This is a genomic window from Pandoraea oxalativorans (assembly GCF_000972785.3).
GTDB lineage: Bacteria > Pseudomonadota > Gammaproteobacteria > Burkholderiales > Burkholderiaceae > Pandoraea > Pandoraea oxalativorans.
The window spans coordinates 1,966,938-1,992,646 of the sequence record NZ_CP011253.3 but is presented as its reverse complement, the minus strand read 5'-3'; the positions used below and the strand labels follow the sequence as shown (position 1 = coordinate 1,992,646).

21 protein-coding genes are annotated in these 25,709 nt (G+C 62.9%); 8 read left to right on the top strand and 13 right to left on the bottom strand.

Going from position 1 to position 25,709, the window contains the following annotated elements:
* Positions 1-45: 45 nt before the first annotated feature.
* Positions 46-693 carry a glutathione S-transferase family protein gene (locus tag MB84_RS09005; protein WP_046293589.1) on the bottom strand — a complete coding sequence of 216 codons (648 nt, stop codon included), beginning with the start codon at positions 691-693 and terminating at the stop codon, positions 46-48.
* 406 nt (positions 694-1,099) lie between these two features.
* Between MB84_RS09005 and MB84_RS09000 the strand changes: the two genes are divergently transcribed.
* From MB84_RS09000 to MB84_RS08970, 7 genes are all read left to right on the top strand, one after another.
* Positions 1,100-2,665 carry a 3-hydroxyacyl-CoA dehydrogenase gene (locus MB84_RS09000; RefSeq protein WP_084009681.1) on the top strand — a complete coding sequence of 522 codons (1,566 nt, stop codon included), beginning with the start codon at positions 1,100-1,102 and terminating at the stop codon, positions 2,663-2,665.
* Positions 2,666-2,680: 15 nt separating this feature from the next.
* A complete protein-coding gene (locus tag MB84_RS08995; protein ID WP_046291539.1) occupies positions 2,681-3,460 on the top strand; it encodes an oxepin-CoA hydrolase, alternative type in 780 nt (259 codons plus the stop codon).
* A 171-nt stretch (positions 3,461-3,631) separates the two neighbouring features.
* On the top strand, positions 3,632-4,348 hold the full coding sequence (locus MB84_RS08990; protein ID WP_425415906.1) for a histidine phosphatase family protein: 717 nt from the start codon (positions 3,632-3,634) through the stop codon (positions 4,346-4,348).
* Positions 4,349-4,484: 136 nt separating this feature from the next.
* Entirely contained in the window at positions 4,485-5,603 is a 1,119-nt protein-coding gene (locus MB84_RS08985) for a phosphotransferase family protein (RefSeq protein ID WP_046291537.1), read from the top strand.
* Positions 5,604-5,654: 51 nt separating this feature from the next.
* On the top strand, positions 5,655-6,884 hold the full coding sequence (locus MB84_RS08980; RefSeq protein WP_046291536.1) for an acyl-CoA dehydrogenase family protein: 1,230 nt from the start codon (positions 5,655-5,657) through the stop codon (positions 6,882-6,884).
* A gap of 235 nt (positions 6,885-7,119) precedes the next feature.
* On the top strand, positions 7,120-7,812 hold the full coding sequence (locus MB84_RS08975; protein ID WP_046291535.1) for a glutathione binding-like protein: 693 nt from the start codon (positions 7,120-7,122) through the stop codon (positions 7,810-7,812).
* Between the two features lie 206 nt (positions 7,813-8,018).
* A complete protein-coding gene (locus MB84_RS08970) occupies positions 8,019-8,354 on the top strand; it encodes a YegP family protein (RefSeq protein WP_039399211.1) in 336 nt (111 codons plus the stop codon).
* Positions 8,355-8,562: 208 nt separating this feature from the next.
* Here MB84_RS08970 and MB84_RS08965 read toward each other — a convergent pair whose 3' ends face one another.
* Positions 8,563-9,018 (bottom strand): MaoC family dehydratase, encoded by a 456-nt coding sequence (locus tag MB84_RS08965; RefSeq protein ID WP_046291534.1) that lies wholly within the window; start codon positions 9,016-9,018, stop codon positions 8,563-8,565.
* Positions 9,019-9,325: 307 nt separating this feature from the next.
* Between MB84_RS08965 and MB84_RS08960 the strand changes: the two genes are divergently transcribed.
* Positions 9,326-14,002: a dermonecrotic toxin domain-containing protein gene (locus tag MB84_RS08960; RefSeq protein ID WP_046291533.1), complete on the top strand. Its 4,677-nt coding sequence runs from the start codon at positions 9,326-9,328 to the stop codon at positions 14,000-14,002.
* Between the two features lie 44 nt (positions 14,003-14,046).
* Here the strand turns inward: MB84_RS08960 and MB84_RS08955 are convergent, their stop codons facing one another.
* The 11 genes from MB84_RS08955 to nuoG form a co-directional block, all read right to left on the bottom strand.
* Entirely contained in the window at positions 14,047-14,532 is a 486-nt protein-coding gene (locus tag MB84_RS08955; protein ID WP_046291532.1) for a DUF1178 family protein, read from the bottom strand.
* A gap of 80 nt (positions 14,533-14,612) precedes the next feature.
* Positions 14,613-15,203 carry an NUDIX domain-containing protein gene (locus MB84_RS08950; RefSeq protein WP_046291531.1) on the bottom strand — a complete coding sequence of 197 codons (591 nt, stop codon included), beginning with the start codon at positions 15,201-15,203 and terminating at the stop codon, positions 14,613-14,615.
* A gap of 79 nt (positions 15,204-15,282) precedes the next feature.
* Positions 15,283-15,594 carry a DUF2818 family protein gene (locus tag MB84_RS08945; protein ID WP_046291530.1) on the bottom strand — a complete coding sequence of 104 codons (312 nt, stop codon included), beginning with the start codon at positions 15,592-15,594 and terminating at the stop codon, positions 15,283-15,285.
* Between the two features lie 105 nt (positions 15,595-15,699).
* Positions 15,700-17,169 (bottom strand): NADH-quinone oxidoreductase subunit NuoN, encoded by a 1,470-nt coding sequence (gene nuoN, locus MB84_RS08940; protein WP_084009680.1) that lies wholly within the window; start codon positions 17,167-17,169, stop codon positions 15,700-15,702.
* A 20-nt stretch (positions 17,170-17,189) separates the two neighbouring features.
* Positions 17,190-18,671 carry an NADH-quinone oxidoreductase subunit M gene (locus MB84_RS08935; RefSeq protein ID WP_046291529.1) on the bottom strand — a complete coding sequence of 494 codons (1,482 nt, stop codon included), beginning with the start codon at positions 18,669-18,671 and terminating at the stop codon, positions 17,190-17,192.
* An 18-nt stretch (positions 18,672-18,689) separates the two neighbouring features.
* On the bottom strand, positions 18,690-20,741 hold the full coding sequence (gene nuoL / locus MB84_RS08930) for an NADH-quinone oxidoreductase subunit L (RefSeq protein WP_046291528.1): 2,052 nt from the start codon (positions 20,739-20,741) through the stop codon (positions 18,690-18,692).
* Positions 20,742-20,754: 13 nt separating this feature from the next.
* A complete protein-coding gene (gene nuoK, locus MB84_RS08925) occupies positions 20,755-21,066 on the bottom strand; it encodes an NADH-quinone oxidoreductase subunit NuoK (protein ID WP_023596640.1) in 312 nt (103 codons plus the stop codon).
* A gap of 9 nt (positions 21,067-21,075) precedes the next feature.
* On the bottom strand, positions 21,076-21,711 hold the full coding sequence (locus MB84_RS08920) for an NADH-quinone oxidoreductase subunit J (RefSeq protein ID WP_046291527.1): 636 nt from the start codon (positions 21,709-21,711) through the stop codon (positions 21,076-21,078).
* An 80-nt stretch (positions 21,712-21,791) separates the two neighbouring features.
* Positions 21,792-22,283 carry an NADH-quinone oxidoreductase subunit NuoI gene (gene nuoI / locus MB84_RS08915; RefSeq protein WP_046291526.1) on the bottom strand — a complete coding sequence of 164 codons (492 nt, stop codon included), beginning with the start codon at positions 22,281-22,283 and terminating at the stop codon, positions 21,792-21,794.
* A gap of 23 nt (positions 22,284-22,306) precedes the next feature.
* Positions 22,307-23,371 (bottom strand): NADH-quinone oxidoreductase subunit NuoH, encoded by a 1,065-nt coding sequence (gene nuoH / locus MB84_RS08910; protein ID WP_039399237.1) that lies wholly within the window; start codon positions 23,369-23,371, stop codon positions 22,307-22,309.
* Complete coding sequence (nuoG, locus tag MB84_RS08905; protein ID WP_046291525.1) at positions 23,372-25,684, bottom strand: NADH-quinone oxidoreductase subunit NuoG; 2,313 nt, start codon at positions 25,682-25,684, stop codon at positions 23,372-23,374. It lies immediately after the preceding gene.
* Positions 25,685-25,709: the final 25 nt, after the last annotated feature.

Below are 25,709 nucleotides of genomic sequence, written 5' to 3'. Positions count from 1 at the left end.
CCATCCCTCGGATGGCGGCCGTCTCCATTTGCGGTCCAAACAAGCTTACCCGGCCTTCTTCGCCTGCTGATAAGCCTTCTGTTCGGCGCGCACGCGCTGGAACGATTCACGTTCGGCAAGGCGCTTCGTGTACGCCTTCCAGTCGATATCGGCAGCTTGCAGGAAGTCCTCGCCATAGACGGCTTGCGTCGCCATTCCGAGAATCGGCAGATGAATACCTGCCGCGATGTCGGCCATCGTGAACGTGTCGCCCGCGACAAACGGTGCGAATTTCGCGAGGCGCTTGAAGGCGACGATATTCCGGCGCAACAGCTTCTCCGTGCGGCTGCGCGTGCCTTCCGACGCCGTGCCGCCAAAGAACGCCTGCCCGTACACTTCACGCACCACCAGCTCCAGATGCAATTCCAGCATCGTTAGCAACTCACGTTCCTTGGCCTGTCGCCACGGATCGCTGGAGAAGAGCGCCGGCGTCGGATGCGTCACCTCAAGGTAATCGCAGATCACCTGCGACTCAGCGAGGAAACCTTGTTCCGTTTGCAGATACGGCACCTTACCGAGCGGCGAGCATTGCAGCAGCGGCTCGTCCTGACACGGAATGGATTCGGACTCTTCGAAGGGCACGCCCTTCTCGTACAGCACAACCTTAACCTTGTTGTAATAGTTGCTTACCGGAAAGCCGTACAGCTTCAACATGATGTCTCCCATGTGAGTGAGCCGGTGGACGCGTCCACCGGTTACCGAAAGTGTACCGGCACGCCTCTACCATGCGTGAATTGAATTCAACCCCAGCTGTCCCGAATTCCGACGCTCCGCCGGTGCACGCGCCCCTCGCGCCCGCAAGAGCAGACATCCACGCACTCGACCGCGCAGCGGAACAAGCGCTGGCAACGGCGGCGAGATCGGCGACAATAGCCGCAACGCGTTTGGGCATCGGTTTGCATCGTCCGGCAATTCGGCAGGAAATTCATTTCCCGACCGACCGGTCGGACGATAGAATGACGAGTCCCGTGCACGCAGTGCCTGGTTAAGCCTCGCGCAGGCCCTGAGCGCCCACACAATACCGATCGACGACATCGACACCAACTTCGAGACACTCCGAATGACTGCATCCCCCTCGTCTTCCTCGTCTAACGTGGCGGCCGCTGCCGGCAAGGCCATCGACGTTCTGGGCATCGTCGGTGCCGGCGCCATGGGGCGTGGCATTGCGCAGATTGCCGCGCAAGCCGGTCTGACGGTCAAGCTGTACGACACCAACGCCGCCGCCGTACAAGCCGCGCTGGGCGCCTTGCGCGACACGCTGGACAAGCTCGCTTCCAAGGGCAAGATCGACGCGGCGAGCGTTGAGGCGACGATGGGACGTCTGCACGCGTGCAACGCGCTGGAGGACCTGGCGGATTGCCAGCTCGTCATCGAGGCAATCGTCGAGAAAATCGAGATCAAGCGCGACCTCTTCCGCGCGCTCGAAGGCATCGTTGCCGCCGACGCGATTCTGGCGTCCAACACGTCGTCGCTGTCGATTACGGCGATTGCGGCAGCGTGCGAGCGGCCCGAACGCGTAGCGGGCTATCACTTTTTCAATCCGGTGCCGCTCATGAAGGTGGTCGAAGTCATCGACGGCCTGCGCACCGACCGGGAAGTCGGCGACGCGCTGCTCGCCCTCGGCCAGCGCATGGGCCACACGGCCGTGCGTTGCAAGGACATGCCGGGCTTCATCGTCAACCACGCCGGGCGCGGCATGAACACCGAAGGCCTGCGCGTGGCGAGCGAAGGCGTGGCGAGCTTTGCGGACATTGACCGCATCCTGCGCGAGCAGGCGGGCTTTCGCCTCGGCACGTTCGAACTCCTCGACCTCACGGCGCTCGATGTCTCGCACCCCGTGATGGAGTCGATCTATCACCAGTTCTACGAAGAAGCCCGCTTCCGTCCCTCGCCGATCACCGCCGTGCGCTTCGCGGGCGGACTGCTCGGGCGCAAGGTCGGCGAAGGCTTCTATCGCTATGTCGACGGCAAGCAGCAGGTGCCGCCCGAAGCCCCAGCGCCGGACGCGCTGCCCGCGAGCGTCTGGGTGAGCCGTGCGGATACGCGCGGCTTTGCGGCCGTCGTCGAGTTGCTGGGTGCGACGGGCGTGACCATCGAAAGCGGCGAGAAGCCGTCCGAGACCGCCGTGATCGTCGTCACGCCGCTCGGTCTCGACGCCACGACGTGCGCCGTCGAACAGGGTCTGGACGCGACGCGCACCGTCGCCATCGACACGCTCCTGCCGCTCGCCGGCGCGAAGCGTCACACGCTGATGACCACGCCCGTGACGACGGCCGACGCACGCAACGCCGCCCACGCGCTGTTCGCCCACGGCGGCACGCCGGTGACCGTGATCCGCGATTCGGCCGGGTTCGTCGCACAACGCGTGATCGCCACCATCGTGAACATCGGCGCCGATATCGCACAACAACGTATCGCAACGCCGGGCGACATCGACCGCGCCGTCACGCTGGGGCTCGGTTACGCCCGGGGGCCGCTCGCGCTGGGCGACGCCGTCGGGGCGCGTCAGTTGCTCACGGTTCTGCGTCATCTGCAATCGTTCTACGGCGACCCGCGTTATCGTCCGTCGCCGTGGCTCACGCGTCGCGCGCAACTCGGCGTGTCGCTGCTCACCGAAGAAGCGTGATCCGGAGACCGACTCATGCCTGCTGAACTGCTCGCGGAACGCGTCGACCAGACGCTGGTGCTGACGCTGTCCAATCCCGGCGCGCGTAACGCCCTGCATCCCGACATGTACGCCGCCGGCGTCGAAGCGCTGACCACGGCCGAGCGCGACGCGTCCGTGCGCGCTGTCGTGATCACCGGGGCCGACAACTTCTTCTGCGCGGGCGGGAATCTGAACCGCCTGCTGGAAAATCGTCAGAAGGACCCCACGGTGCAGGCGGCCAGCATCGACGCGCTGGCCGAATGGATCGAGGCGCTGCGTGCGTGCCCGAAGCCGATCATCGCCGCCGTCGAAGGCGCGGCCGCCGGGGCGGGCTTCTCGCTCGCGCTCGCCTGCGATCTGCTCGTCGCCGCCGATAACGCCAAGTTCGTGATGGCGTATGTCAAAGTCGGCCTCACGCCCGACGGCGGCGGTTCGTGGTTCCTCTCGCAGGCCCTGCCCCGTCCACTCGCCACCGAGATCCTGCTCGAAGGCAAGCCGGTATCGGCCGCGCGACTCGCCACCGCGGGACTCGTCAACCGGGTCGTCGCCCCCGGACAAGCCCGCGCCGAAGCACTGAACTGGGCGACGGATCTGGCGCAACTTTCGCCGAACGCCGTCGGCCGCATCAAATCGCTCATCGACAGCGGCGCCAGCGAAACGCTGACCTCGCAACTCGGTGCCGAGCGCGATAATTTCGTCGCGTCGCTGCACCATGCCGACGGCCTGGAAGGCATCAGTGCCTTCCTTGAAAAACGTCCGGCAAAATACCCCTGAAACGCGTACCCGCAGAGGGCGTACCCGAACCACCGGCGTGCGCCCTCTCTTTATGCCTTGGCGCAGCATCTGGCCATCAAGTCTCGCTGGCCTGCTAGCCCGCTGCCCGCATTCGTTCAGGAGATTCCTCGCATGAGTTCACTCGGCCAACTCGGTACCCAGACCGGCCCGTTGACCTTCACGCCGTCGGCACGTCGGCGCATCTATCTGATGCGTCACGGCGATGTCACGTATTTCGACGACAGCGGCCACCCGATCGATGCCGACACCGTCCCGCTCAACGAACTGGGACGCACGCAGGCCAGCGCCGCCGGACGCGCCTTCGCCGCCGAGAACATTCGCTTCGACCGGGTCATCGTGACCGGCCTGCCGCGCACGCGCGAGACCGCCGAGCGTGTGCTCGCAGAAACCGGACAGGACGTCGCCATCGAGACGTGGCCGTGCTGGCAGGAAATCCGTGCGGGCAAGATCTCCGACCTGCCCCCCGCCGAACTGGCACAAGCGTTTCTCGCCGCGTTCGACGGTCTTGTGCCGGAAGACACACGCTTCATGAACGGCGAATCGGTGCGCGAACTGCTCGATCGGGTCGTGCCGCCGCTCGCGGAACTGCGCGCCGATAGGTCGTGGGACACGGTGCTGCTGGTGTTGCACGGTGGCGTGAATCGCGCGATTCTGTCGCATGCCCTGCATCCGCTGGGACGCCTCTTCCTCGGCCAGCTCGCCCAGACGCCTGCGTGCATCAATGCGCTCGACGTCGGCGACAAGCCGCAGGACTGGGTGGTGCGCCTCATGAATTTCGCCCCGCCACAGCCGCTGCATCGCGATAACCGGCTCACGGTCATGGAGAAGATTTTCGCCTCGTTCGTCCGTACGCGGCAGCGCGGCTGAACGGCACGCGTCGTCGTCATTGCGGGCCGGGACCGCCCCGGCCCCTCCTGTTTCATAGCGCGCCGCCGTACAACAGCAAACGCCGAACCCAAGAATCAGTCTCGATCAACGCAGCACCGGAAATGCAGGAGACAGCATGGCCGAGGAGCTTGTACAGGACTTTTCCGCATTTGCAGGCGAACGGGCGCTGGGCAGTCGTGCGCCGTTCGACACCGCCGCGCTGGAACGCTGGCTGACCGCCAACGTCGACGGCTTCTCCGGGCCGCTGACGCTCACGCAGTTCAACGGCGGCCAGTCCAATCCGACCTACCGTCTCACCACGCCCTCGGCCGCTTACGTGCTGCGCACCAAACCGGCCCCGGCGGCGAAGCTTCTCCCCTCTGCGCACGCCATCGAACGCGAATACCGCGTGATGGACGCGCTCGCCAGCACCGACGTCCCTGTGGCCCGCATGCGGGGCCTATGCGAGGACGAAAACGTGATCGGGCTGGCGTTCTACGTCATGGATTTCGTGGATGGGCGGGTGCTCTGGGACCCGTCGTTACCGGGCATGACGGCGACGCAGCGCGGCGAGATCTACGACGAAATGAATCGCGTCGTCGCAGCGCTGCATCGTGTCGATTACCGCGCCGCCGGTCTCACATCGTTTGGCAAGCCGGGGGACTACATCGCGCGTCAGATCGCACGCTGGAGCAAACAGTACCGTGCGTCGGAGACGGAACCCATCGAGGCGATGGACCGGCTCATCGAGTGGCTGCCCGCCCATCTGCCGGTCGGCACGCCGCACGCACCCGAGCGCACCACCATCGTCCACGGCGACTTCCGTCTCGACAACCTGATCTTCCATCCAAGCGAGCCGCGCGTGCTCGCCGTGCTCGACTGGGAATTGTCGACGCTCGGCGACCCGATTGCGGACTTCGCCTATCACTGCATGGCGTGGCACGTCAGTCCGGGCGTGTTCCGCGGCATCGCCGGACTCGACTGGACGGCACTCGGCATTCCGAGTGAAGACGTCTACATTCGTCGATACAGCGAGCGCACGGGCACCGTTCCGCCTGCGCAATGGCACTTCTATCTGGCGTACAACATGTTCCGCATCGCCGCGATTCTGCAAGGGATCATGAAGCGTGTGAGCGACGGCACGGCCGCGAGCCAACAGGCGCTGGACGCAGGCAAACGTGCTCGCCCGGTGGCCGAACTCGCCTGGACGTATGCGCAGCGTGCAATGAACGCGACGCGCCCGCGTGATGCCTGACTACGCGCCGACCCGCCCCGATGCAGCAGACAGTCACCGCACGGAGACCTCATGAACTTCAGCTACAGCCCGAAAGTCGACGCGTTGCGCTCGCGTCTTTCAGCGTTCTTCGACGAGCACATCTTTCCGAACGAGCAGCGTTATCTCGAGGAGATCGAGATCGCCCGCCGCAATGGCGACGCGTGGCAGCCCTCGCAAGTCATCGAACGTCTCAAGCCGCTCGCGCAGCAAGCCGGACTGTGGAACCTGTTTCTGCCCAACTCCGGTCGCGGTGCAGGCCTGACCAACGTCGAGTACGCGCCGCTATGCGAGATCATGGGACAGGTGCCGTGGGCCCCGGAGGTCTTCAACTGCAATGCGCCCGACACCGGCAACATGGAGACGCTTGAGCGCTACGCCACCGACGCCCAGAAGGCGCAATGGCTCGAACCGCTGCTGCGCGGCGAGATCCGTTCGGCGTTTCTGATGACGGAGCCGGACGTCGCATCGAGCGACGCCACCAACGTGCAGTGCCGTATCCGTCGCGACGGTGACGACTATGTCGTCAGTGGTCGCAAGTGGTGGTCGACGGGGGCGGGCGATCCACGCTGCGCGCTCTACATCGTGATGGGCAAGACCGACCCGGACGCCCCGAAACACGCCCAGCAGTCGATGATCCTGATTCCGGCCGACGCGAGAGGTGTCTCGCGCGTGCGTCCGCTCACGGTCTTCGGTTACGACGACGCGCCACACGGCCACATGGAGATCGTGCTCGACGACGTGCGCGTGCCCGCAAGCAGTCTGCTGCTCGGCGAAGGGCGCGGCTTCGAGATCGCACAGGGACGGCTCGGTCCGGGCCGCATCCACCACTGCATGCGACTCATCGGACTGGCGGAGCGTGCCCTGTCGCTGATGTGTCAGCGCACGCTTTCGCGCGTGGCATTCGGCAAACCGATCGCGACGCAGGGCGTCACGCGCGAGCGCATCGGCGAGGCGCGGTGTCTGATCGAACAGGCACGTCTGCTCACGCTCAAGGCGGCCTACATGATGGACACCGTCGGCAACAAGGCCGCGCGCGCAGAAATCGCGATGATCAAGGTCGTCGCACCGAACATGGCGTGTCAGGTCATCGACTGGGCGATTCAGGCCCACGGGGCGGCGGGGCTTTCCGGCGATTTTCCGCTGGCGTACGCGTACGCCAGCGCCCGCACCCTGCGTTTCGCAGACGGTCCCGACGAAGTCCATCGCAACGCCATCGCAAAGCTGGAACTGGCGAAGTATCCAGACGTCGCGCCCGAGTGAGAGTGACCGCCCGGTTGCAACGGGCGGGGCCTGCCAGACCCCGCCGACCGGGCGTCCGGCAGGGAAAAACGTTCTGTGGTGTAATTTCCCGGCAGTTTTCCCCGGGAGGACGATGCCGCCCTCCCGGCCCCTTTGCCATTTGCGCCATCACCGTGCCTCCGGGGCCGCCTGAGCGACCCACGCACGACGTGATCCGCCGGCGTCGCTCGCTCGACGCCTCCCTGAGGAGCCGCAATTGATTCAGGTCTACTCCTGGGCCACGCCCAACGGCCACAAAGTCCACATCATGCTCGAAGAATGCGGGCTGGCTTATCACGCACACGCCGTCGATATCGGTGCGGGCGATCAGTTCAAGGACACATTTCTCGCCATCTCGCCAAACAACAAGATCCCGGCCATCGTCGACGAGGACGGCCCGGACGGCAAGCCGATCTCCCTGTTCGAGTCCGGCGCAATCCTGCTGTACCTCGCGGGCAAGACCGGCCGTTTCCTGCCGGAAGACGTGCGCGGCAAATACGAAACGCTCGAATGGCTGATGTTCCAGATGGGTGGCGTGGGGCCGATGCTCGGTCAGGCGCACCACTTCCGGATCTATGCGCCCGAGAAGATCGACTATGCGATCAAGCGCTACACCAACGAGGCGCGACGTCTGTACGGCGTGCTCGACAAGCGTCTTGGCGATCATCCGTACGTCGCGGGCGACATGTACACCGTGGCGGACATCGCCATCTGGCCGTGGCTGCGCTCGTGGAAGAATCAGGGCGTGGAGCTGTCGGACTTCCCGAACGTGCAGAAGTGGTTCGAAGCCATTGAAGCGCGCCCGGCGGTGCAACGCGGCATCAAGGTGCTCGCCGACGCCCGCAAGCCGCTTCAGGACGACAAAGCGCGCGAAATGCTCTTCGGCGCGACGCAATACACCCGCCGCTGAGCGCGGTGTGACCGTCGAACGGCGGCGTCCCGGGCCGTTCGACGGGCTGTCACTCAAGGTGGTTTACACTTCGAAACAAAGTGCGGTTTCGCCAAAGCGCTGGCGGTGCTAATCTAGGCGCATTCTTCGACGCGGCGCTCTGCCGCCGTCACTTGCAGTTCGCAGTCCCTCGCCGCTGGCCATTGGAAGATCCGGGAGATCCACAAATGTCAGGCAAGTTCGAACTCAAGCGCAGCCCCAACGGTGAATTCCACTTTCATCTGCTGGGCGACAGCGGGCATACCATCCTTTCCTCCGAGACGTACAAGGCGCGAGCGTCTGCGCAAAACGGCATCGAATCCGTTCGCAAGAATTCCGCTGAGGATCACCGATTCGAGCGCAAAACGTCGACTTCCGGGCGCCCCTACTTCGTGCTCAAGGCGCGCAACGGCGAGATCATCGGCCAAAGCCAGATGTTCTCGACCGCCGAGCAGATGGAAGACGGGATTACCCAGGTCAAGCGAGACGCACCGGCGGCATCGGTGAGCGATTTGTCGCATTGACGAGTTGTGCGCCTGGCCGGCGCGACGCTTAAGTGCGAGGGGGGTGACATCGTAGCTTCGTCACGCCCGCCACGTCATATCGATCCCATCATGAGGCTCTTCGTCCCCGTCACTCTCTGGTGAGTGACATCTCTTCGTGCGTCCCGTCGGATGCATCGGCGACCGGATGCCTGGTCGGCTCGATGGCGAGGATCCGGTAAATATGCGCTCAGACCACGCGTTTGCGATACAGGCCGGTCCCCCGAAAACGGCACACTTCTTCGCCATGCTGATTCGTTGCGGTCCACAGCTGGCGCACGACACCGCGATCCGGACGGCTCTTCGACGCGCGCACTTCGAGCGTGCTGCTCGTGACCGTCACCGTGTCGCCGGGACGCACCGGCTTGAGCCATTCGATCTGCTCCACGCCCGGCGAACCCATGCTGGACGAGCGCGACAGCAACTTGTCGACATTCATCCGCATCATGATGCTGCACGTATGCCAACCGCTGGCGACCAACCCGCCGAAGTGCGATTCGCGTCCTGCGGCTTCGTCGACGTGAAAGGGCTGCGGGTCGAACTGACGCGCGAACTGGACGATCTCGTCGGCAGTGAATGTGTATTCGCCAAGGTCGAAGGTGTCACCGACTGCGAAGTCCTCAAAGTAGTACTCAAGCGTTGCCATGCCAACCTCCCGCTATACGCATAGTCCGAGTGGATTCGAGCAATTCCGGCCGTTCCTGTGATGCATCCGGTGATGCGACTGGCGCTGAAAATCGCTGCGCGTGAGGGACATTATGCATGACCGCACGACGCTCTCGCTGGCAGACTTTGCGCGCCGCACCTCCCCCCAAAGCCCCCCGCAATCGACAAGCGATATCTGAAAGTCCCTGCGCTATTGGCGCACTCACCATAAACGCCAGTGCCCTCAGCGCTCGCAGGCCTCCCCCGTGCGCCGGAATCTCCCTCTCACAAGCAGGAGCCGTCGAAAAATGATCCGCTCGACTCAGTTTCCGCTCACGCCGATCTCACGCTGGCCCGCAACGGAACACGCGCATCGTACCGTCACTGCGGCGGCGTTTCCCCCGGATCGGCCACCCACGCTGCAAACGCTGCTCACCGCGTCGCTGCCTTCCGATGCGCCGTACTGGGCCGACAGGATGACGCAAATCTGCGAAGACCATCCGGCGCTGCGCACGAGCCTTCGATGGTTTCTCGGCAACGTCCCGCTTGCCGAGATCGCGCAGTTTCTGGACAGCGGTATCGAGGTGCTGGCCGACGCGCTCGATGCCTCGCCCGATCTGGCGCACGGCATCCTGATCTCCTGGGAGAGCGCGTTGGCGCGACGGCATCCCGCCGAATCTCTGGATGCGACCTGCCTGCGTGTGACGTCGCCCTCGAATCTGCGAGACATTCGGCGGTCGATGACGCGGGCCACCGCGCGCGATGGCCAATCCGAGCCTATCCAAATGGCGGTCTGCGGCAAGAGCTGGACGCAGAACGTCACAGACACGTTCCAATGGTTGCGCATGGCGGGCAGCGGATTCGATCCGAACCTCCGTGAGGCCGATTACGAACAACGCGCGCGCGAACTGGCGCACAAGGTGAGTTGTGCGACGCCAGCGCTCCGCTTCGACAGACGCGGCGCCATCGGCACGTTGACCGGCTTGCTTTACGCCTACGCAAGTGCCTCATGCATCCTGAGTGAAATCGGCATCGCAGGCCAGTTGCCCGCACCTGGCCGCGTCCTGCCCGACGACAGCGGGCGCCCCTTATTTCGGGAAGCCATCGGCGAAGCGGTCGACGCCTGTTTGCGCGTGATCTCCGAGGGCGCGGAGCGTCTGACGAACGCCATGCCGGGTTACGATCCGCTGCGCTTCCCGGCCACGGCAAGCGCAGCGGTATCGACCGCGTCCCCGAACGCGCTGCGTCCCGCGCCGGACGGTGCACCTCCAGCGCGTCATGCGTCAGGTCATCCCGGCCAAATGCAAACGCCGAAACAGTCCCCGCTGGACAATTCGGCCGCAATGCGACGCATCGTTTCCCTCGCCGATGCACAGGAAAATCGCGCCCGGACCCGCGAAGCCTTGATCGACGCAATCTCGCCAGTTTTGAATTTGCGGCAATTCGTCGACCGCGAACTGATCTCGGCGCTCGCCAGCGTCGGCATCACGCAAGATCCCGATCGCCTCTACCTGAATCGATTCAAATACTTCGGACGCCCGAAGAAAATGGGACTGCCGCCGGAGACCCTCGCGCGCAGCGGCCTGATCGAATCGTTGACGCTTCGCGACGCCGCACGCCAATTTGCGACACGGCAGAACCACATCAGGGAGACCCCGCTCGCCTACGGCATTTATGTGCATAACCGCACGCAGGAGAGTCACTATGTCCCCCAGGACGAGGTCAGGGGGATGACTGTCCCGGCTTTCGAGACGACGATCGACGCTTGCAGACAGCGCTGGCTTCGCCATCTGCGTGAGTTGGAAGTCCCTCCCGCCGACGCCACTGACATCGAGGCGCTGTACGACCGGGCGTTGAGCGCACTCGATCAGCAGGCGGCCATCGCGTACAACGCCGGACGCATCTCCGGCGATGGTCTCGTTCTGGCACAGATCGTCGCGTACGCACCCGACGCCGCGCATCGTCGATCACACCCCGACGCCGACATCGGCAATGTCAAAGGACACGAGATCGTCATCGACGTACCCGGCAGAGGCCACGTCAGGCCTGCGGGTGCATTTGCCATTTCAGAGTATCCCGCAAGGATGACACGTCACCCGGGAAGGATACTTGTCGCCGTACTGGGAAGTGGTTTTCCGCTGAGGGAGTACGAATCGGAACAGAGTCTCGAACGGGATCTGGCCCGAGGAGAAGGCTCCGTCATCTACCGCGAACTGGTCGGTCGGATTCCCCTCGATATGCAGCCCGGGTGCTTCGGCGACACCCCGTGCCGGGTGATGCTTCCCGCCGCCCGGGGCGATGTGATCCGTCTCGCACTGAGCGCGAGCTTCAGGGTCATTCGCCACGACTTCAACGACGGTGGCAGCGCGCTGCTCGACGGGCGGCGAAGTGCCGTCTGGACAACATGGCTGGCCGGTGCGAATACCACCGACTTCGACACGGGAATGCGGGAAGCTGCGCCCGGCAACACAGGCTTTCCCTCCGGCTTCCCCCCCGACGCGCTCCCCCGCGAACGGCGTCTGCAACTCGACCGTGGCGCTATCGGAGCGGCTCACCGGGTGGGCCGACTGCGGGTCTGTGTCGCCGCAGCCTTGCCCGATCTATCGCGCGCGACCGAGGATTACATGACCGCACTGATCAGCACCTTGAGCGGTCGCACGGTCTTGACGCCGCGAACTTACCTCCATGTCTACCGGCAGCGTGTGAGTTCCACGCTCGAATTTCCGACGATCGACTGGAACGGCCCGGAGACCCCCATCGAATCGTCGTCGCTGACGCAATACCTGGCGAACCGGGTCAGCGGCGCAAAAACCGAAGCGCTCTCACCGGGCACCCGGGCGATCTTCTCGAACGATGCAAACCCCGTCGACGCACGCGAACTGACGATTCCGAACCTGACACCGGCAGATTTGCTTAACGCCATCGACGCGAAGTCATTCATCGATCGGCAAACCGAGGTCTTCGATACCTTCTGGCAAGATCACTCGCAGAATATGTATGTGTCGCTCAAGGGTGCCTTCATCATCGAGGCATTCGTACAACAGCAGGAAAGTCGCCTGCCGCCCGCAGCGGTGGACATCGCGCGACGCGTCGCCGGATGCGCCAGCCTATATTCGCTGGATCTCGAACCGATGCACATGCCGTCGATTCCGGACCCCGGTATTCGCATGTCGTGGCTGCACATCGGTGGCGCGAAATCGGACATTCAAATCTTCGAAGATGTCGGCACCGGCTGGATGCTCGTTTATGCCCCTCGCGTGCTGTCGGATCATCTGATCGCGTTTGCCCGGCCTTCGGCGTTGCACAGTTGGCTTACCGAACAAATCAGAGATTCGAATGCCCGCGAACGGCTGGTGAGCGCGTTCTCCGAAGCCGATCGCGAAACCGCGATTCGCACCGGCCTCATCGGTGCGCCAGCGCCTGGCAGAGGCATCTTCCCCGCCTTGTCATTCTCGACATCGCCTATTTCCGGCGACCCCTTCGCCGCATACCTCGATGCGTTCCGGGCGCGCATGAAGGAAGAAACGCATCCCCGGGCTCCGAGGCCAGCCGGTAGTGTCATCGCACCGTTGCTCGACACGCTTGCCGCCACCAACTTTGTATTTGGCGTTGCGTCCGTCTTCGGGGGCGCGTTGCCGGGTATCGGCGCGACTTCCGGCATGCTCTCTGCGATTACCTTCGCGATAGGCACTACCGCCGTTGCCTTCGGCGACGCACCGACTCGACGTGCGGGCTGGAACGCCATGCTTTCCGGGGGGGCCGGGCTGCCCATCGGCTGGTATATGGATGCCGCCGCTGCGGTGCGCGCGCAGTTGCGACCGTTTCTGGTGTCCGGGTCAGCGCAACGGCTGCATCAATTGATGCCCAACCTATATCGCGGCGAACAAGGCATGGTGGTGCGTTCCGGGGAGCATTATTTCAATGTCGACTATTTTCCCGACCGCAGGTCCTGGAACGTGATCGATCATGGCAGGCCCGGCTCGCCCGGCCCCTCGATCTCGCAAACCGCGAATTACGACTGGATTCTCAGAGATCTGAGCGCGCCCTCCACACCCGACGGCGCAGTGAGTGCAACCGTGTTCCATGACGACGTGAGCCTGAATTTCCTCGATCTCGAATACCGCTCGAAGCTTTCGGCGCAGCATCATGCGGCGTCGGCCCCCCATCGGGAAGCCTTTCGGGCGGGACGAAGCGAAGCAGAGCGGAGTCCGTTGAATCGCCCCCCGGAAGCGCGCCCGTCGGAACTGCTCAAGCTGGATTTCGTCGATCCCGCGACCAGCGACCCCCGACTGCTCGGCATTCTCTCGCGCCGTATCGAAGAAGCCATGCGTGTCGAGGCCATGGAGCGCGCTGCGCTCAACGCTCAGCGCATTGCAGGAGATATTCGTGCCGCCTCCGGAGAATTTCGACCCCTGCCACAAATGGCCTATACGGCAAGCAACGGCGATGGACGTACCGGATTCTGCTTGCCGCTGGTGCGCATGATGGCGGTCGCGCAACATCGGGGGGACATCACGTCGTTCATCAGGACGATAGAAAATGCCGTTCAAAGGCCGCAATCGCCTCACGCGCTTTCGCTTCGGGAGAAGCTCATACGACTGCATTCCAGCGTGGAGGCCAGCGCTGCGGAGACGCATCTCGGACTGTTCGACCTCGTCAGGCTGGAACAAGCGATCGCCGACGGCCCTGCCTGTGCGACGTATCTCGTCACTACGCGGCGTCATGCCATGTCCATCGTGGTCGAGCGTGCCGGCACCATCGTCTACGATCCGAATTTTGGCGTTGCCGAATTTCGCTCGACGGGCGACGCGCTCAAGGCTTTCGGGGCGTTGATGCAGAGAGGCGATCTGGCGCGTCAATACGGGGCGTTCGACGGCGTGGGCGAGATGCAGTTCGTCCTCAAGCGAGTGGACGCGGAAAGACTCGCCCGGGTCGACGTAGGGGGAACGAAGGTGGCCGAGATGGCGATTTCGACGTGGGGGTGAAGTCAAGGCAAGCGAGGGCCGCCACAACGCCCCCCGGCGAACCGCTACTGGAGGGTTTCCTTGACGCCGTCAGGCAGCGGCAACGACATGATGTCGATACCTTCGTCGGCAAGCGCCTCGGCTTCTTCTCGCGACGTCGTGCCGCGAATATTGCGCTCCGGGGCTTCCTGATAGTGAATCTTGCGCGCTTCCTCGGCGAATCGATTGCCGACGTCTTCCGTATTCGCAATGACGTGGCGCACGGCCTTCATCCACAACGTCTGCAATTGACGCTGGGCTTGCGCAACTTCCGGAGGCGGCGCATCGGCACGCACCGGCGCGCCACCCGGCTGCACCGCCGAGGTCTCAGCGCGCGACGTCGTTCCCGACAGATTCAAACGCGGCGCGGACGGCATGCGCACGACCGCCGTGTCGCCACAGACCGGGCACGCCACCAGCCCTCCGGACTGCTGCGAGAGGTAATCGTCCTCCGAGCCGAACCAGCCCTCGAAGGTGTGCTCATGGGCACAACGCAGATCAAAAACCTTCATGATGCAACGGATGTGTCCCCGCCCCGCCGTTCGATGACATTGACGGGACCGGGATCGAATAATGACCGTAAGACGGCGAATCAGCGCAACGGCGTACGTTCGCCGGGCTGCCAGACTCCCGATAATATCTTTTCCAGCCAAAACGCGCCGATAATCGATTTCACGTCCGTGACGCGCCCTTCGCGCACCCATTGAAGCAAGTCCGTCGCGGGCATCTTGAAAACGTCCAGAAACTCGCCTTCGTCCAGCTTCTGCTCGCCCTTCGTCAGATCGCGTGCCAGCCAGATATCGATGAACTCCGTCGAATACGAAATCACCGGGTGAATGCGGGTCAGGTAATCCCAGCGCTCGGCGCGATAGCCTGTTTCTTCCAGCAATTCGCGCTGACCGCACACCAGACCGCCCTCGGCCTCGTCGAGCTTACCCGCGGGCAACTCCGTCATCACGCGCTTCAGGGGATAGCGATACTGGCGCTCCATGAGTACCTGACCGTCTTCGAACAACGGGATCACCATCACCGCCCCCGGATGAGTCGTGTACTCGCGAATCGCCGTCTTGCCGTCGGGCAGACGCACGCGATCGCGCTTGATGGTGAGGAACGCGCCTTCGTAGACGGTATCGCTCTCGATGCCGGTCTCAATCAGGTGCTGGTCGTCTTGCTGTTGGGTCATAAGCCCTCCACGGCTGAAAATTGGCAAACCCTGAATACAAAACGCCGCCTCGGGGGCGGCGTCTTGCAAAGCATCCATCTCACGCGGCGGCCGCCGGTCGATGGCGCCACAAATACCGGTAGACGAAGCCCGGAAACGCAAACACGACAAACAGGCTCGCCGTCACGGCATAGAACTCCCAGCCCTGCGCGAACACGTTACCGATGCCGGCCTCGATCAGGTAACCCAGCGCACCCACGACCAAGTACGCCACCACCATCTCGATCAGTCGAAGCCACAGCGGCTTGACCGCCGACTTGCGTCCGAGAATCCCAAACAAGCGCTGGTTCACGAACGGCAGGTTCGCGCCCAGCACGGCCAGCAGAATGACTAGCGTACCGCCTGCGGACATCCCCATCGTTCGTCTCCCCTGCTCGCCTTGCTATCTCTGTCAAACGACAGGGCAGATCGTGCCGATCTGCCCTGTGCGTTTCCCTATTCCGTCGTGTCTGACGAATCAGCTCGCCAGCGTCAGCTTGATCGTACGCAGGCACCAGTCCATCAACGAACCCGGCATCAGGCCGAGATACAGCATGGCCAGACCGTTGATCGACAGCACGAAGCGCATCGTACCGCTGCCTTCAAGCGCATGGGTGTCGTCGGCTTTGTCGAAGTACATCAGCTTCACGACACGCAGGTAGTAGAACGCACCAATCAGCGACGCGATCACCGCGACCACTGCCAGCCACACCATACCGGCGTTCACGACGGCCTGCAGCACGGCCAGCTTGGCGTAGAAGCCTGCCAGCGGCGGAATGCCAGCCAGCGAGAACATCAACATCAGCATGACGAAGGCAAACCACGGGCTGCGCTGATTCAGGCCCTTCAGATCCGAGAGGTTCTCGGCTTCGAAGCCCTTACGCGAGAGCAGCAGCACGATACCGAACGTACCCAGCGTCGTGAGCAGATAGATCACGCTGTAGAACAGCGACGAACCGTACGCGTCGGCGATGCCGTCGATCTTGCCGCCCACCACGCCCGAGAGCATGCCCAGCAGCACGAAGCCCATGTGCGAGATCGTCGAGTACGCCAGCAGACGCTTGACGTTGGTCTGCACGATAGCCGTCAGGTTACCGATCACCAGAGAGAGTACCGCCAGGATGATCAGCATCTGCTGCCAGTCGATCGCCAGCGGCAGCATGCCTTCCACCAGCAAGCGCAGCAGCAGCGCGAAGGCACCCAGCTTCGGTGCGCCGCCGATGAGCAGCGTGACCGGGGTCGGTGCGCCCTGATAGACGTCCGGCACCCACATGTGGAACGGCGCAGCACCCAGCTTGAACGCCAGACCCGCGACCACGAAGACCACGCCGAACACCAGCACGATCTTGTTCACGGCGCCCGAAGCGATCACTTCGAAGACCTTGGCGAGTTCGAGCGAGCCCGTCGCGCCGTACATCATCGACATCCCGTACAGCAGGAAACCCGAAGCCAGCGCGCCCAGCACGTAGTACTTCATGGCCGACTCGGTCGCGTTCGTCGAATCGCGCCACACGGCAGCGAGCGCATACAGCGACAGCGACATCAGTTCCAGACCCAGATACAGCGTCAGGAAGCTGTTGCCCGAGATCATCACCGACAAGCCCAGCAGCGAGAACAGGCTGAGGACGTAGAAGTCGCCTCGGGCAAGACCGCGGGCTTCCAGATACTTCTGGCCGTAGACGAACGTGACGAACGTGGCCAGACCACCGAAGGCCTTGAGCAGGTTCGACATCGGGTCGGCGACGAACACATTGCCGAACAGGTAATGCGACGCCGGGTCGGCGGCGTTGCAAGCCCACAGCACCGACACGACAGCCGACGTGATGAGCGCCAGCACGTAGTTGAGCTTGCGCGTCTGGCCGAAGAACGCGTCGCACATCATGATCACGAGGATCATGAGCAGCAGGATGGCTTCCGGCAGCGCAGGCAGCAGATTAATGTTTTGCATGATCTAGATGTCCTCCCCGATTACGGCAGCTTGGTCTGCGCCACGTGGGCGAGGAGGTTAACCACGGAGGTATGCATCAGGTCCGTAAAAGGCTTCGGATAGATACCCATGAACAACGTGAGCGCCGCCAGCACTGCGAGCATGAAGAACTCGCGCTTGTTGATGTCGACCAGCTCGCGCACATGATCGTTGGCGATGGCGCCGAAAATCACGCGCTTGTACATCCACAGCGAGTAAGCCGCGCCGGTGATCAGCGAGGTGGCAGCCAGCAGGCCCACCCAGAAGTTCAGCTTCACAGCGCCCAGAATCACCAGGAACTCACCCACGAAGCCCGACGTTGCCGGCAGACCGCTGTTGGCCATGGCGAACAGCATCAGGAACGCGGCGAACTTCGGCATCGTGTTCACGACACCGCCGTAGTCGGCGATGTTGCGCGAGTGCATGCGGTCATACAGCACACCGATACACAGGAACATGGCGCCCGACACGAAACCGTGCGAGATCATCTGCACCATCGCGCCCTGCATGCCGATTTCGCTGAACATGAAGAAGCCGAGGATCGCGAAGCCCATGTGAGCGATCGACGAGTAAGCCACCAGTTTCTTCATATCCGTCTGCACCAGGGCCACGAGGCCGATGTAGACGATGGCGATCAGCGCAAGCGCGACCATGAAGCCCGACAGGTAGTGACTGGCGTCCGGTGCGATCGGCAGCGAGAAGCGCAGGAAACCGTACGCGCCGAGCTTCAGCATGATGGCGGCCAGCACGACCGAGCCACCCGTCGGCGCTTCCACGTGGGCGTCCGGCAGCCAGGTGTGCACCGGCCACATCGGCACCTTCACGGCGAAGGCCATGAAGAAGGCCACGAACAGCAATATCTGCACGTTCATCGGCAGCTTCGCGGCGTACCAGTCGGTCAGCGTGAACGAACCCGTCGCGTTGTACAGATAGATCAGCGCGACCAGCATCAGCAGCGAGCCGAGCAGCGTGTACAGGAAGAACTTGAACGCGGCGTACACGCGGTTCGGACCACCCCAGACACCGATGATCAGATACATCGGGATCAGCGTAGCCTCGAAGAACACGTAGAACAGCAGGCCGTCCTGTGCCGAGAACACGCCGATCATCAGACCGGAGAGGATCAGGAACGCGGCCATGTACTGCGCCACGCGTTCGGTGATCACTTCCCAGCCCGCGATCACCACGATCACCGTGATGAGGGCGGTCAGCACGACAAGCCACAGCGAGATGCCGTCGATGCCGAGGAAGTAGTTGATGTGGAAGCGTTCGATCCAGCTCGATTTCTCGACGAACTGGAACGAAGAGGCCTTGGCGTCGAAGTTCGAGATCAGCGGCAGCGTGGCCAGGAAGCTCAGCAGCGAGCCGATGAGCGACAGCGCGCGTGCGCCGCCCGGATTGCGGTCGTTACCCACCGCGAGGACAACGATCCCCGAGATGATGGGCAGCCAGATGGCCAGACTCAGAAGCGGTAGCGATTGCATTGTTATTGGCTCCCCCTATTACTTGCCGTTCAACGTCACAAACAGCGTCAGGAGCCCGAGCATGCCGATGATCATGGCGAACGCGTAGTGGTAGATGTAACCGGATTGCACGAAGCGGATGACGCCGGCGAACCAGCCCACCAGACGCGCGCTGCCATTCACGACGGCGCCGTCGATGAGACCCTGATCGCCTGCCTTCCACAGGCCGCGACCAATCTTGAGCGCGCCCTTGGCGAAGACCACTTCGTTGATCTTGTCCATGTAGTACTTGTTATCGAGCAGGTTGTAGACGCCCGAGAACCGGTTCTTCAACGCTTCCGGAATGTCCGGACGCTTGAGGTAGAAGAACGCCGCCAGAATGATGCCCAGCGCCGACAATGCGATCGGCAACGTGCCGAACGAGTGCAGCGCCATCGCCACCCAGCCGTGGAACTCGTGGCCGAGTTCTTCCATCGCCGGGTGATTCTCGCCGACGAAGATCACGTCCTTGAACGCCACGCCTTGCTTGAAGAACTCGCCGAAGAGCATCGGCGCAATCGCGATGGCACCGATGATGACCGACGGGATCGCCAGCAGAATCAGCGGAATCGTGACGACAGCCGGCGACTCGTGCGGCTTCTGGCCCGGGGCCAGACCGTGGTGCTCGTCGGGCGAATCCTCTTCTTCCTCGTGGTGCGCGTCGTGATGATCGTGCGCATGCGCCTGACCGAAATGCTCCTTGCCGTGGAAGACCAGGAAGTACATACGGAACGAGTAGAACGCCGTGACGAACACGCTCGCGACCACTGCGAAGTAGGCAAAGCCAGAACCCGGCAGATGCGAGGCGGCGACGGCTTCGATGATCGAGTCCTTCGAGTAGAAGCCCGAGAAGAACGGCGTGCCGATCAGCGCCAGCGAACCCAGCAGCGACGTGATCCACGTGATCGGCATGTACTTCCACAGGCCGCCCATGTTGCGCATGTCCTGATCGTGGTGCATACCGATGATGACCGAGCCCGCACCGAGGAACAGCAGCGCCTTGAAGAACGCGTGCGTCATCAGGTGGAAGATGGCGACCGGGTAGGCCGACACGCCGAGCGCGACCGTCATGTAACCGAGCTGCGAGAGCGTCGAGTAGGCCACGACACGCTTGATGTCGTTCTGGATCATGCCCAGGAAGCCCATGAACAACGCCGTGATCGCACCGATGATCGTGATGAACGACAGCGCGGTGTCCGACAGTTCGAACAGCGGCGACATACGGCTCACCATGAAGATACCCGCCGTCACCATCGTGGCCGCGTGAATCAGTGCCGAGATCGGGGTCGGGCCTTCCATCGAGTCCGGCAGCCAGACGTGCAGCGGGAACTGCGCCGACTTACCCATCGCGCCGATGAACAGGCAGATACAGGCCACCGTAATCAGACGCCAGTCGGTGCCCGGGAACGACAGGGCCGCAACGTCGTTGGCCTTGGCGAACACTTCACCGTAGTTCAGCGTGCCGGTGAAGGCCAGCAGCAGGCCGATGCCGAGCAGGAAACCGAAGTCGCCGACGCGGTTGACCAGGAACGCCTTCATGTTGGCGTAGATCGCAGTCGGACGCGTGTACCAGAAACCGATCAGCAGATACGAGACCAGACCCACCGCTTCCCAGCCGAAGAACAGTTGCAGGAAGTTGTTGCTCATCACGAGCATCAACATCGAGAACGTGAACAGCGAGATGTACGAGAAGAAGCGCTGGTAGCCAGGATCTTCCGCCATGTAGCCGATGGTGTAGATGTGCACCATGAGCGAGACGGACGTTACCACGCACATCATCGTGACGGTGAGGGTGTCGACGAGGAAACCGATCTCGAGCTTGAGCTCGCCGATGCGCGCCCATTCGTAGACCGTGGCGTTGAAGCTCGCCCCGTTCAGCACGTCGATAAAGGTCATGACCGACAGGACAAACGCGACCAGCACGCCGAGGATCGTGACCGTGTGGGCGCCCGCGCGTCCGACTTGCTTGCCGAACAGGCCGGCAATCATGGAGCCGACGAGCGGCGCCAGCGGAATCGCGAGCAGCAGGTTGGGATTCAATGTGGATGCCATAACAGCGTTCGCTTTAACCCTTGAGGCGGTCGAGATCTTCGACGTTGACCGTTTCGAGCTTACGGAACAGCGTGACCAGAATGGCCAGACCGATCGCAGCTTCTGCGGCGGCCACCGTAAGAATGAAGAACACGAATACCTGGCCGGCAATGTCGCCCAGGTAATGCGAGAACGCGACGAAGTTCAGATTGACCGCGAGCAACATCAACTCGATGGCCATGAGCAGCACAATCACATTTCTGCGGTTGAGGAAGATACCGGTAATGCTGATCGCGAACAGAATCGCGCCCAACACCAGGTAATGCGCTAGCGACAACGACATCATGCTGTCTCCTTATTCCGCCGCCGGCTTGTCGGTGCCGGTGGATTGCTGCCGGGCTTCGGCGGGCATCGACACCAGACGCACGCGGTCGCGTTTCTTCACGCGCACCTGCTTGCTCGGGTCGGTCTGTTTGTGGTCCTTACGGGTACGCATCGTGAGCGCAACGGCTGCCACGACGGCCACCAGCAGGATCAGACCTGCCACTTCGAAGGCGAAGATGTAGTCGGTGTAGAGCGCAACGCCGAGCGCCTTGGTGTTCGACACGTCCGGTGCCGACACGGCCTTCACCGGGGCACGCGTGGCGCCGTAGCCGCGCATCAGCACGAGTGCCGCTTCGACGATCATGATCGCGCCGACGGTGCTCGCCAGCGGAATGAACTTACCGAAGCCGCGACGCAGTTCGTCGAGATTGATGTCGATCATCATCACCACGAACAGGAACAGCACCATCACCGCGCCGACGTAGACGAGCACCAGCATGATGGCCAGAAACTCGGCTTCGAGCAGCATCCAGATCGCCGCAGCATTGAAGAAGGCCAGCACCAGGAACAGTGCCGACTGTACGGGGTTGCGCGAGGTCACGACCTTCAGGCCGGAGATCACGAGGATCAGCGCAAACACGTAAAAAAGAAAAGTTGTGAATTCCATAATCACCGGGTGTGCCGAGAATTAGCCAACGTCTGTTGCCGTACCGGGCGCGCTACCCAAGCACCGCGCCCTGCCCTGCTTTAACGGTACGGCGCATCGGCCGCCTTGGCCGCCGCGATTTCGTTTTCGTAACGATCGCCCACCGCGAGCAGCATCTCCTTGGTGAAGTACAGATCGCCCCGCTTCTCGCCGTGATACTCGAGAATGTGCGTCTCGACGATCGAGTCCACCGGGCAGCTTTCTTCGCAGAAGCCGCAGAAGATGCACTTGGTCAGATCGATGTCGTAGCGCGTGGTACGACGGGTATTGTCGTCACGCACATCCGATTCGATCGTGATTGCCATTGCCGGGCACACGGCTTCGCACAACTTGCACGCGATGCAACGTTCTTCGCCGTTCGGATAACGGCGCAGTGCGTGCAGACCGCGAAAACGCGGCGACAGCGGCGTCTTCTCTTCCGGAAACTGCACCGTCACCTTGCGTGCGAACGTGTAGCGCCCTGTGAGCGCCATGCCCTTGAGCAGTTCCAACAACAGGAAACTGCCGAAAAAGTCCTTGATTGCCCTTACCATGGGATTCCTCTACTCCGTTCGCCTCAGCCCCAGATGTTCCAGGGCGACATGATCCAGCCCCCAACCACGATCACCCAGAGGATCGTCAACGGCAGGAACACCTTCCAGCCCAGACGCATGATCTGGTCGTAGCGGTAGCGCGGGAACGTCGCACGCACCCAGATGAACACCGACAGCAGCAGGAACACCTTGAAAGCCAGCCAGAACACACCCGGGATGAACGACAGGAAGCCGAACGGCGCACTCCAGCCACCCAGGAACAGCACCGAGGCCAGCGCCGAGATGATGATCATGTTGATGTACTCGGCCAGGAAGAACAGGGCGAAGCCCATGCCCGAGTATTCGATCATGTGACCGGCCACGATTTCCGACTCGCCTTCCACCACGTCGAACGGGTGGCGGTTCGTTTCCGCAATACCCGAGATGAAGTAGACGACGAACATCGGCAGCAGCGGAATCCAGTTCCACGACAGCAGGTTCAAGCCCATGCCCGCGAACATGCCGTGCTCTTGCGAGCGCACAATGTCCGACAGGTTGAGCGAGCCGGCCGTCATCAGCACCGTGACCAGCGCGAAGCCCATGGCGATTTCATACGAAATCATCTGAGCCGATGCACGCATGGCGCCGAGGAAGGCGTACTTCGAGTTCGAGGCCCAGCCGGCGAGAATCACGCCGTAGACACCGATCGACGAAATGGCCATCGCGTAGAGCAGACCGGCGTTCACGTCGGCCAGCACCGCGCCCGGCTGGAACGGAATCACCGCCCAGATCGCGAACGCCGGCAACACGGCCATCACTGGCGCAATAGCGTAAATGCCCTTGCTGACTTGCGACGGCGTGATCACTTCCTTGAGCAACAGCTTCAGCACGTCGGCGATCGGCTGGAGCAGACCTGCCGGACCCACGCGGTTCGGACCGAGACGCACGTGCATCCAGCCGATGAGCTTGCGCTCCCACAGAATCAGATAGGCCACGCACAGCAGCAGAATCACGGCGACGACGAGAATGCGGACCAGCGCCCACACCGTCGGCCAGGCAACGCCCAGCAGCTGCGTGCCGTATTGATTGATGACTTCGTTCAGGCTCATTTACACCTTCTCCACCGAGATTTCACCGAACATCGCGCCAAGCGCGGCGGACGCCGGCGTGGCCGCCGGCACACGCACCACATTGGCAGGCAGCGTTTCCGAGCGAGCGGCCGGCAGCGTGACCACGGCGTCGCCCTGACGCACGCGAACCGCGTCGCCCTTGGCGAGACCCAGGCTGTCGAACAGCGCAGCCGGCAGCGTTGCGCGCAGCGCAGCCTTGGCATCGTTGGTCAGTTGCAGCGACGGTGCGCGGCGCACGAGGGCGTCGGCAGCGTAGATCGGCACATCGGCCAGACGCTCCAGACCCTGACTTGCAGCCTTCGGCGCAACCAGTGCCGCGCGGGCGCGGTTGTCGAGCGACGCAGGCGAGAAACCGGCCAGCGCTTCGTCACGCACCTGTTCGGCGGTATCTTGCTCGAAACCTTGCAGCTTGAGCAGATTGCCCAGCACGCGCAGCACCTTCCAGCCTGGACGCGTGTCGCCCAGTGCACGCACCACACCGTTGAAGTGTTGCGGCAGACCTTCGGCGTTGACGAACGTACCCGCCGTTTCCGTGAACGGCGCGATCGGCAGCAGCACGTCGGCGTATTCGAGGCCGTGCTTGAACGGCGAGAGCGAGACGACCATCTTCGCGGCGGTCAATGCCGTGAGTGCTTGCTTCGCGTCGGCCGAGTCGAACTCCGGCTCGGCGCCCAGCAGCAGGTAAGCCTGACGCGGTTGTGCGAACAGTGCCGCAGCGCCCTTCGCGCTCAACGCCTTCACGGCATAACCGCCCACCGTGTTCGCGCCTTCCGTCAGGAAGCCCAGCTTCGCGCCGGTGATGTCAGCGATCACTTGTGCGATGGCGTGCAATTGAGCGAATTGCGGATGCTGGACAACGGCGTTACCCAGCAGAATCGCACGACGCTCGCCGTTGATCAGCGAAGCGGCGATCGCCTTGGCGGCGTCGCTGGCGCTCACACCGGCCAGTTCTGCCGGGGCGGCAACGCCCTTGGCAGCCGCAGCGGCGACGGCGATACCTGCCAGTTCGCTCACCCAGGCGCTCGGTGCCGCGATGATCTTGTTGGCGAGCTTCACCAGCAGATCGTCGTCCGAGCCGTGCAGCAGATTCAGTTGACCACCGGCCTTCACGGCCGAGCGCAGACGCGAGGCGAACAGCGGATGATCCTTACGCAGGAACGAGCCGACAACCAGCGCGCTTTGCAGCGTATCGAGTTCGGCGATCGGCAGGCCGAGCCACGGTGCACCCTGGGTGCCGCCCGACACATCCGTCTGACGCAGACGGAAGTCGACGTTGTCGCTACCCAGTGCACGCACGAACTTCTGCAGCAGGTGCAGTTCTTCGACAGTGGCGTGCGGCGAGGCCAGCGCGGCAACGGCGTCGGCGCCGAAGTCGCGGATAATGTCCGTCAGACCGTGACCGACGTACTCGAGCGCCGTCTGCCAGTCGACTTCGTGCCACTCGCCGCCCTGCTTGAGCATCGGCTTGGTGAGACGTTCGTCGCTGTTCAGGCCTTCGTACGAGAAGCGATCCTTGTCCGAGATCCAGCATTCGTTGACCGCTTCGTTTTCGAGCGGCACAACGCGCATGACCTTGTTGTTCTTCACCTGCACCACGAGGTTCGCACCCACGCCATCGTGAGGGCTCACCGACTTGCGGCGCGACAGTTCCCACGTGCGGGCGCTGTAGCGGAACGGCTTCGAGGTCAGCGCACCGACCGGGCACAGGTCGATCATGTTGCCCGAGAGTTCGGAGTCGACCGTCTTGCCGACGAACGACGTGATTTCCGAGTGCTCGCCGCGACCCAGCATGCCGAATTCCATGACGCCGGCCACTTCCTGGCCGAAACGCACGCAACGGGTGCAGTGAATGCAGCGCGACATCTCTTCCATCGAGATGAGCGGGCCCACGTTCTTGTGGAACACCACGCGCTTCTCTTCCTGATAGCGCGAAGCCGACTTACCGTAACCCACTGCCAGATCTTGCAGTTGGCACTCACCGCCCTGATCGCAGATCGGGCAGTCGAGCGGGTGGTTGATCAGCAGGAACTCCATCACCGATTGCTGTGCCTTCACAGCCTTCTCGGAGTTCGTACGCACGATCATGCCGTTGGCCACCGGCGTAGCGCATGCCGGCACAGCCTTCGGGGCCTTCTCGACCTCGACCAGGCACATGCGGCAGTTCGCAGCGATGGACAGCTTCTTGTGGTAACAGAAGTGGGGAATATAGGTGCCGTTCTTCTTGGCAGCCTGGATCACCATGCTGCCTTCGGGCACCTCGACCTTTTGGCCGTCAATTTCGATTTCAACCATAGCGGTTCAATGCCAAGCGTCAAAA

Excerpts from the sequence above, each read along its gene's own strand:
- MB84_RS08970 (WP_039399211.1), top strand. The coding sequence starts at position 8,019 with ATGTCAGGCAAGTTCGAACTCAAGCGCAGCCCCAACGGTGAATTCCAC.
- MB84_RS08995 (WP_046291539.1), top strand. The coding sequence starts at position 2,681 with ATGCCTGCTGAACTGCTCGCGGAACGCGTCGACCAGACGCTGGTGCTG.
- MB84_RS08945 (WP_046291530.1), bottom strand. The coding sequence starts at position 15,594 with ATGTCCGCAGGCGGTACGCTAGTCATTCTGCTGGCCGTGCTGGGCGCG.
- MB84_RS08985 (WP_046291537.1), top strand. The coding sequence starts at position 4,485 with ATGGCCGAGGAGCTTGTACAGGACTTTTCCGCATTTGCAGGCGAACGG.
- nuoL (WP_046291528.1), bottom strand. The coding sequence starts at position 20,741 with ATGGCATCCACATTGAATCCCAACCTGCTGCTCGCGATTCCGCTGGCG.
- MB84_RS08955 (WP_046291532.1), bottom strand. The coding sequence starts at position 14,532 with ATGAAGGTTTTTGATCTGCGTTGTGCCCATGAGCACACCTTCGAGGGC.
- MB84_RS08950 (WP_046291531.1), bottom strand. The coding sequence starts at position 15,203 with ATGACCCAACAGCAAGACGACCAGCACCTGATTGAGACCGGCATCGAG.
- nuoI (WP_046291526.1), bottom strand. The coding sequence starts at position 22,283 with ATGGTAAGGGCAATCAAGGACTTTTTCGGCAGTTTCCTGTTGTTGGAA.
- MB84_RS08920 (WP_046291527.1), bottom strand. The coding sequence starts at position 21,711 with ATGGAATTCACAACTTTTCTTTTTTACGTGTTTGCGCTGATCCTCGTG.
- nuoG (WP_046291525.1), bottom strand. The coding sequence starts at position 25,684 with ATGGTTGAAATCGAAATTGACGGCCAAAAGGTCGAGGTGCCCGAAGGC.
- MB84_RS08935 (WP_046291529.1), bottom strand. The coding sequence starts at position 18,671 with ATGCAATCGCTACCGCTTCTGAGTCTGGCCATCTGGCTGCCCATCATC.
- MB84_RS08965 (WP_046291534.1), bottom strand. The coding sequence starts at position 9,018 with ATGGCAACGCTTGAGTACTACTTTGAGGACTTCGCAGTCGGTGACACC.
- MB84_RS08960 (WP_046291533.1), top strand. The coding sequence starts at position 9,326 with ATGATCCGCTCGACTCAGTTTCCGCTCACGCCGATCTCACGCTGGCCC.
- MB84_RS09005 (WP_046293589.1), bottom strand. The coding sequence starts at position 693 with ATGTTGAAGCTGTACGGCTTTCCGGTAAGCAACTATTACAACAAGGTT.
- nuoH (WP_039399237.1), bottom strand. The coding sequence starts at position 23,371 with ATGAGCCTGAACGAAGTCATCAATCAATACGGCACGCAGCTGCTGGGC.
- nuoK (WP_023596640.1), bottom strand. The coding sequence starts at position 21,066 with ATGATGTCGTTGTCGCTAGCGCATTACCTGGTGTTGGGCGCGATTCTG.
- nuoN (WP_084009680.1), bottom strand. The coding sequence starts at position 17,169 with ATGCAAAACATTAATCTGCTGCCTGCGCTGCCGGAAGCCATCCTGCTG.
- MB84_RS09000 (WP_084009681.1), top strand. The coding sequence starts at position 1,100 with ATGACTGCATCCCCCTCGTCTTCCTCGTCTAACGTGGCGGCCGCTGCC.
- MB84_RS08980 (WP_046291536.1), top strand. The coding sequence starts at position 5,655 with ATGAACTTCAGCTACAGCCCGAAAGTCGACGCGTTGCGCTCGCGTCTT.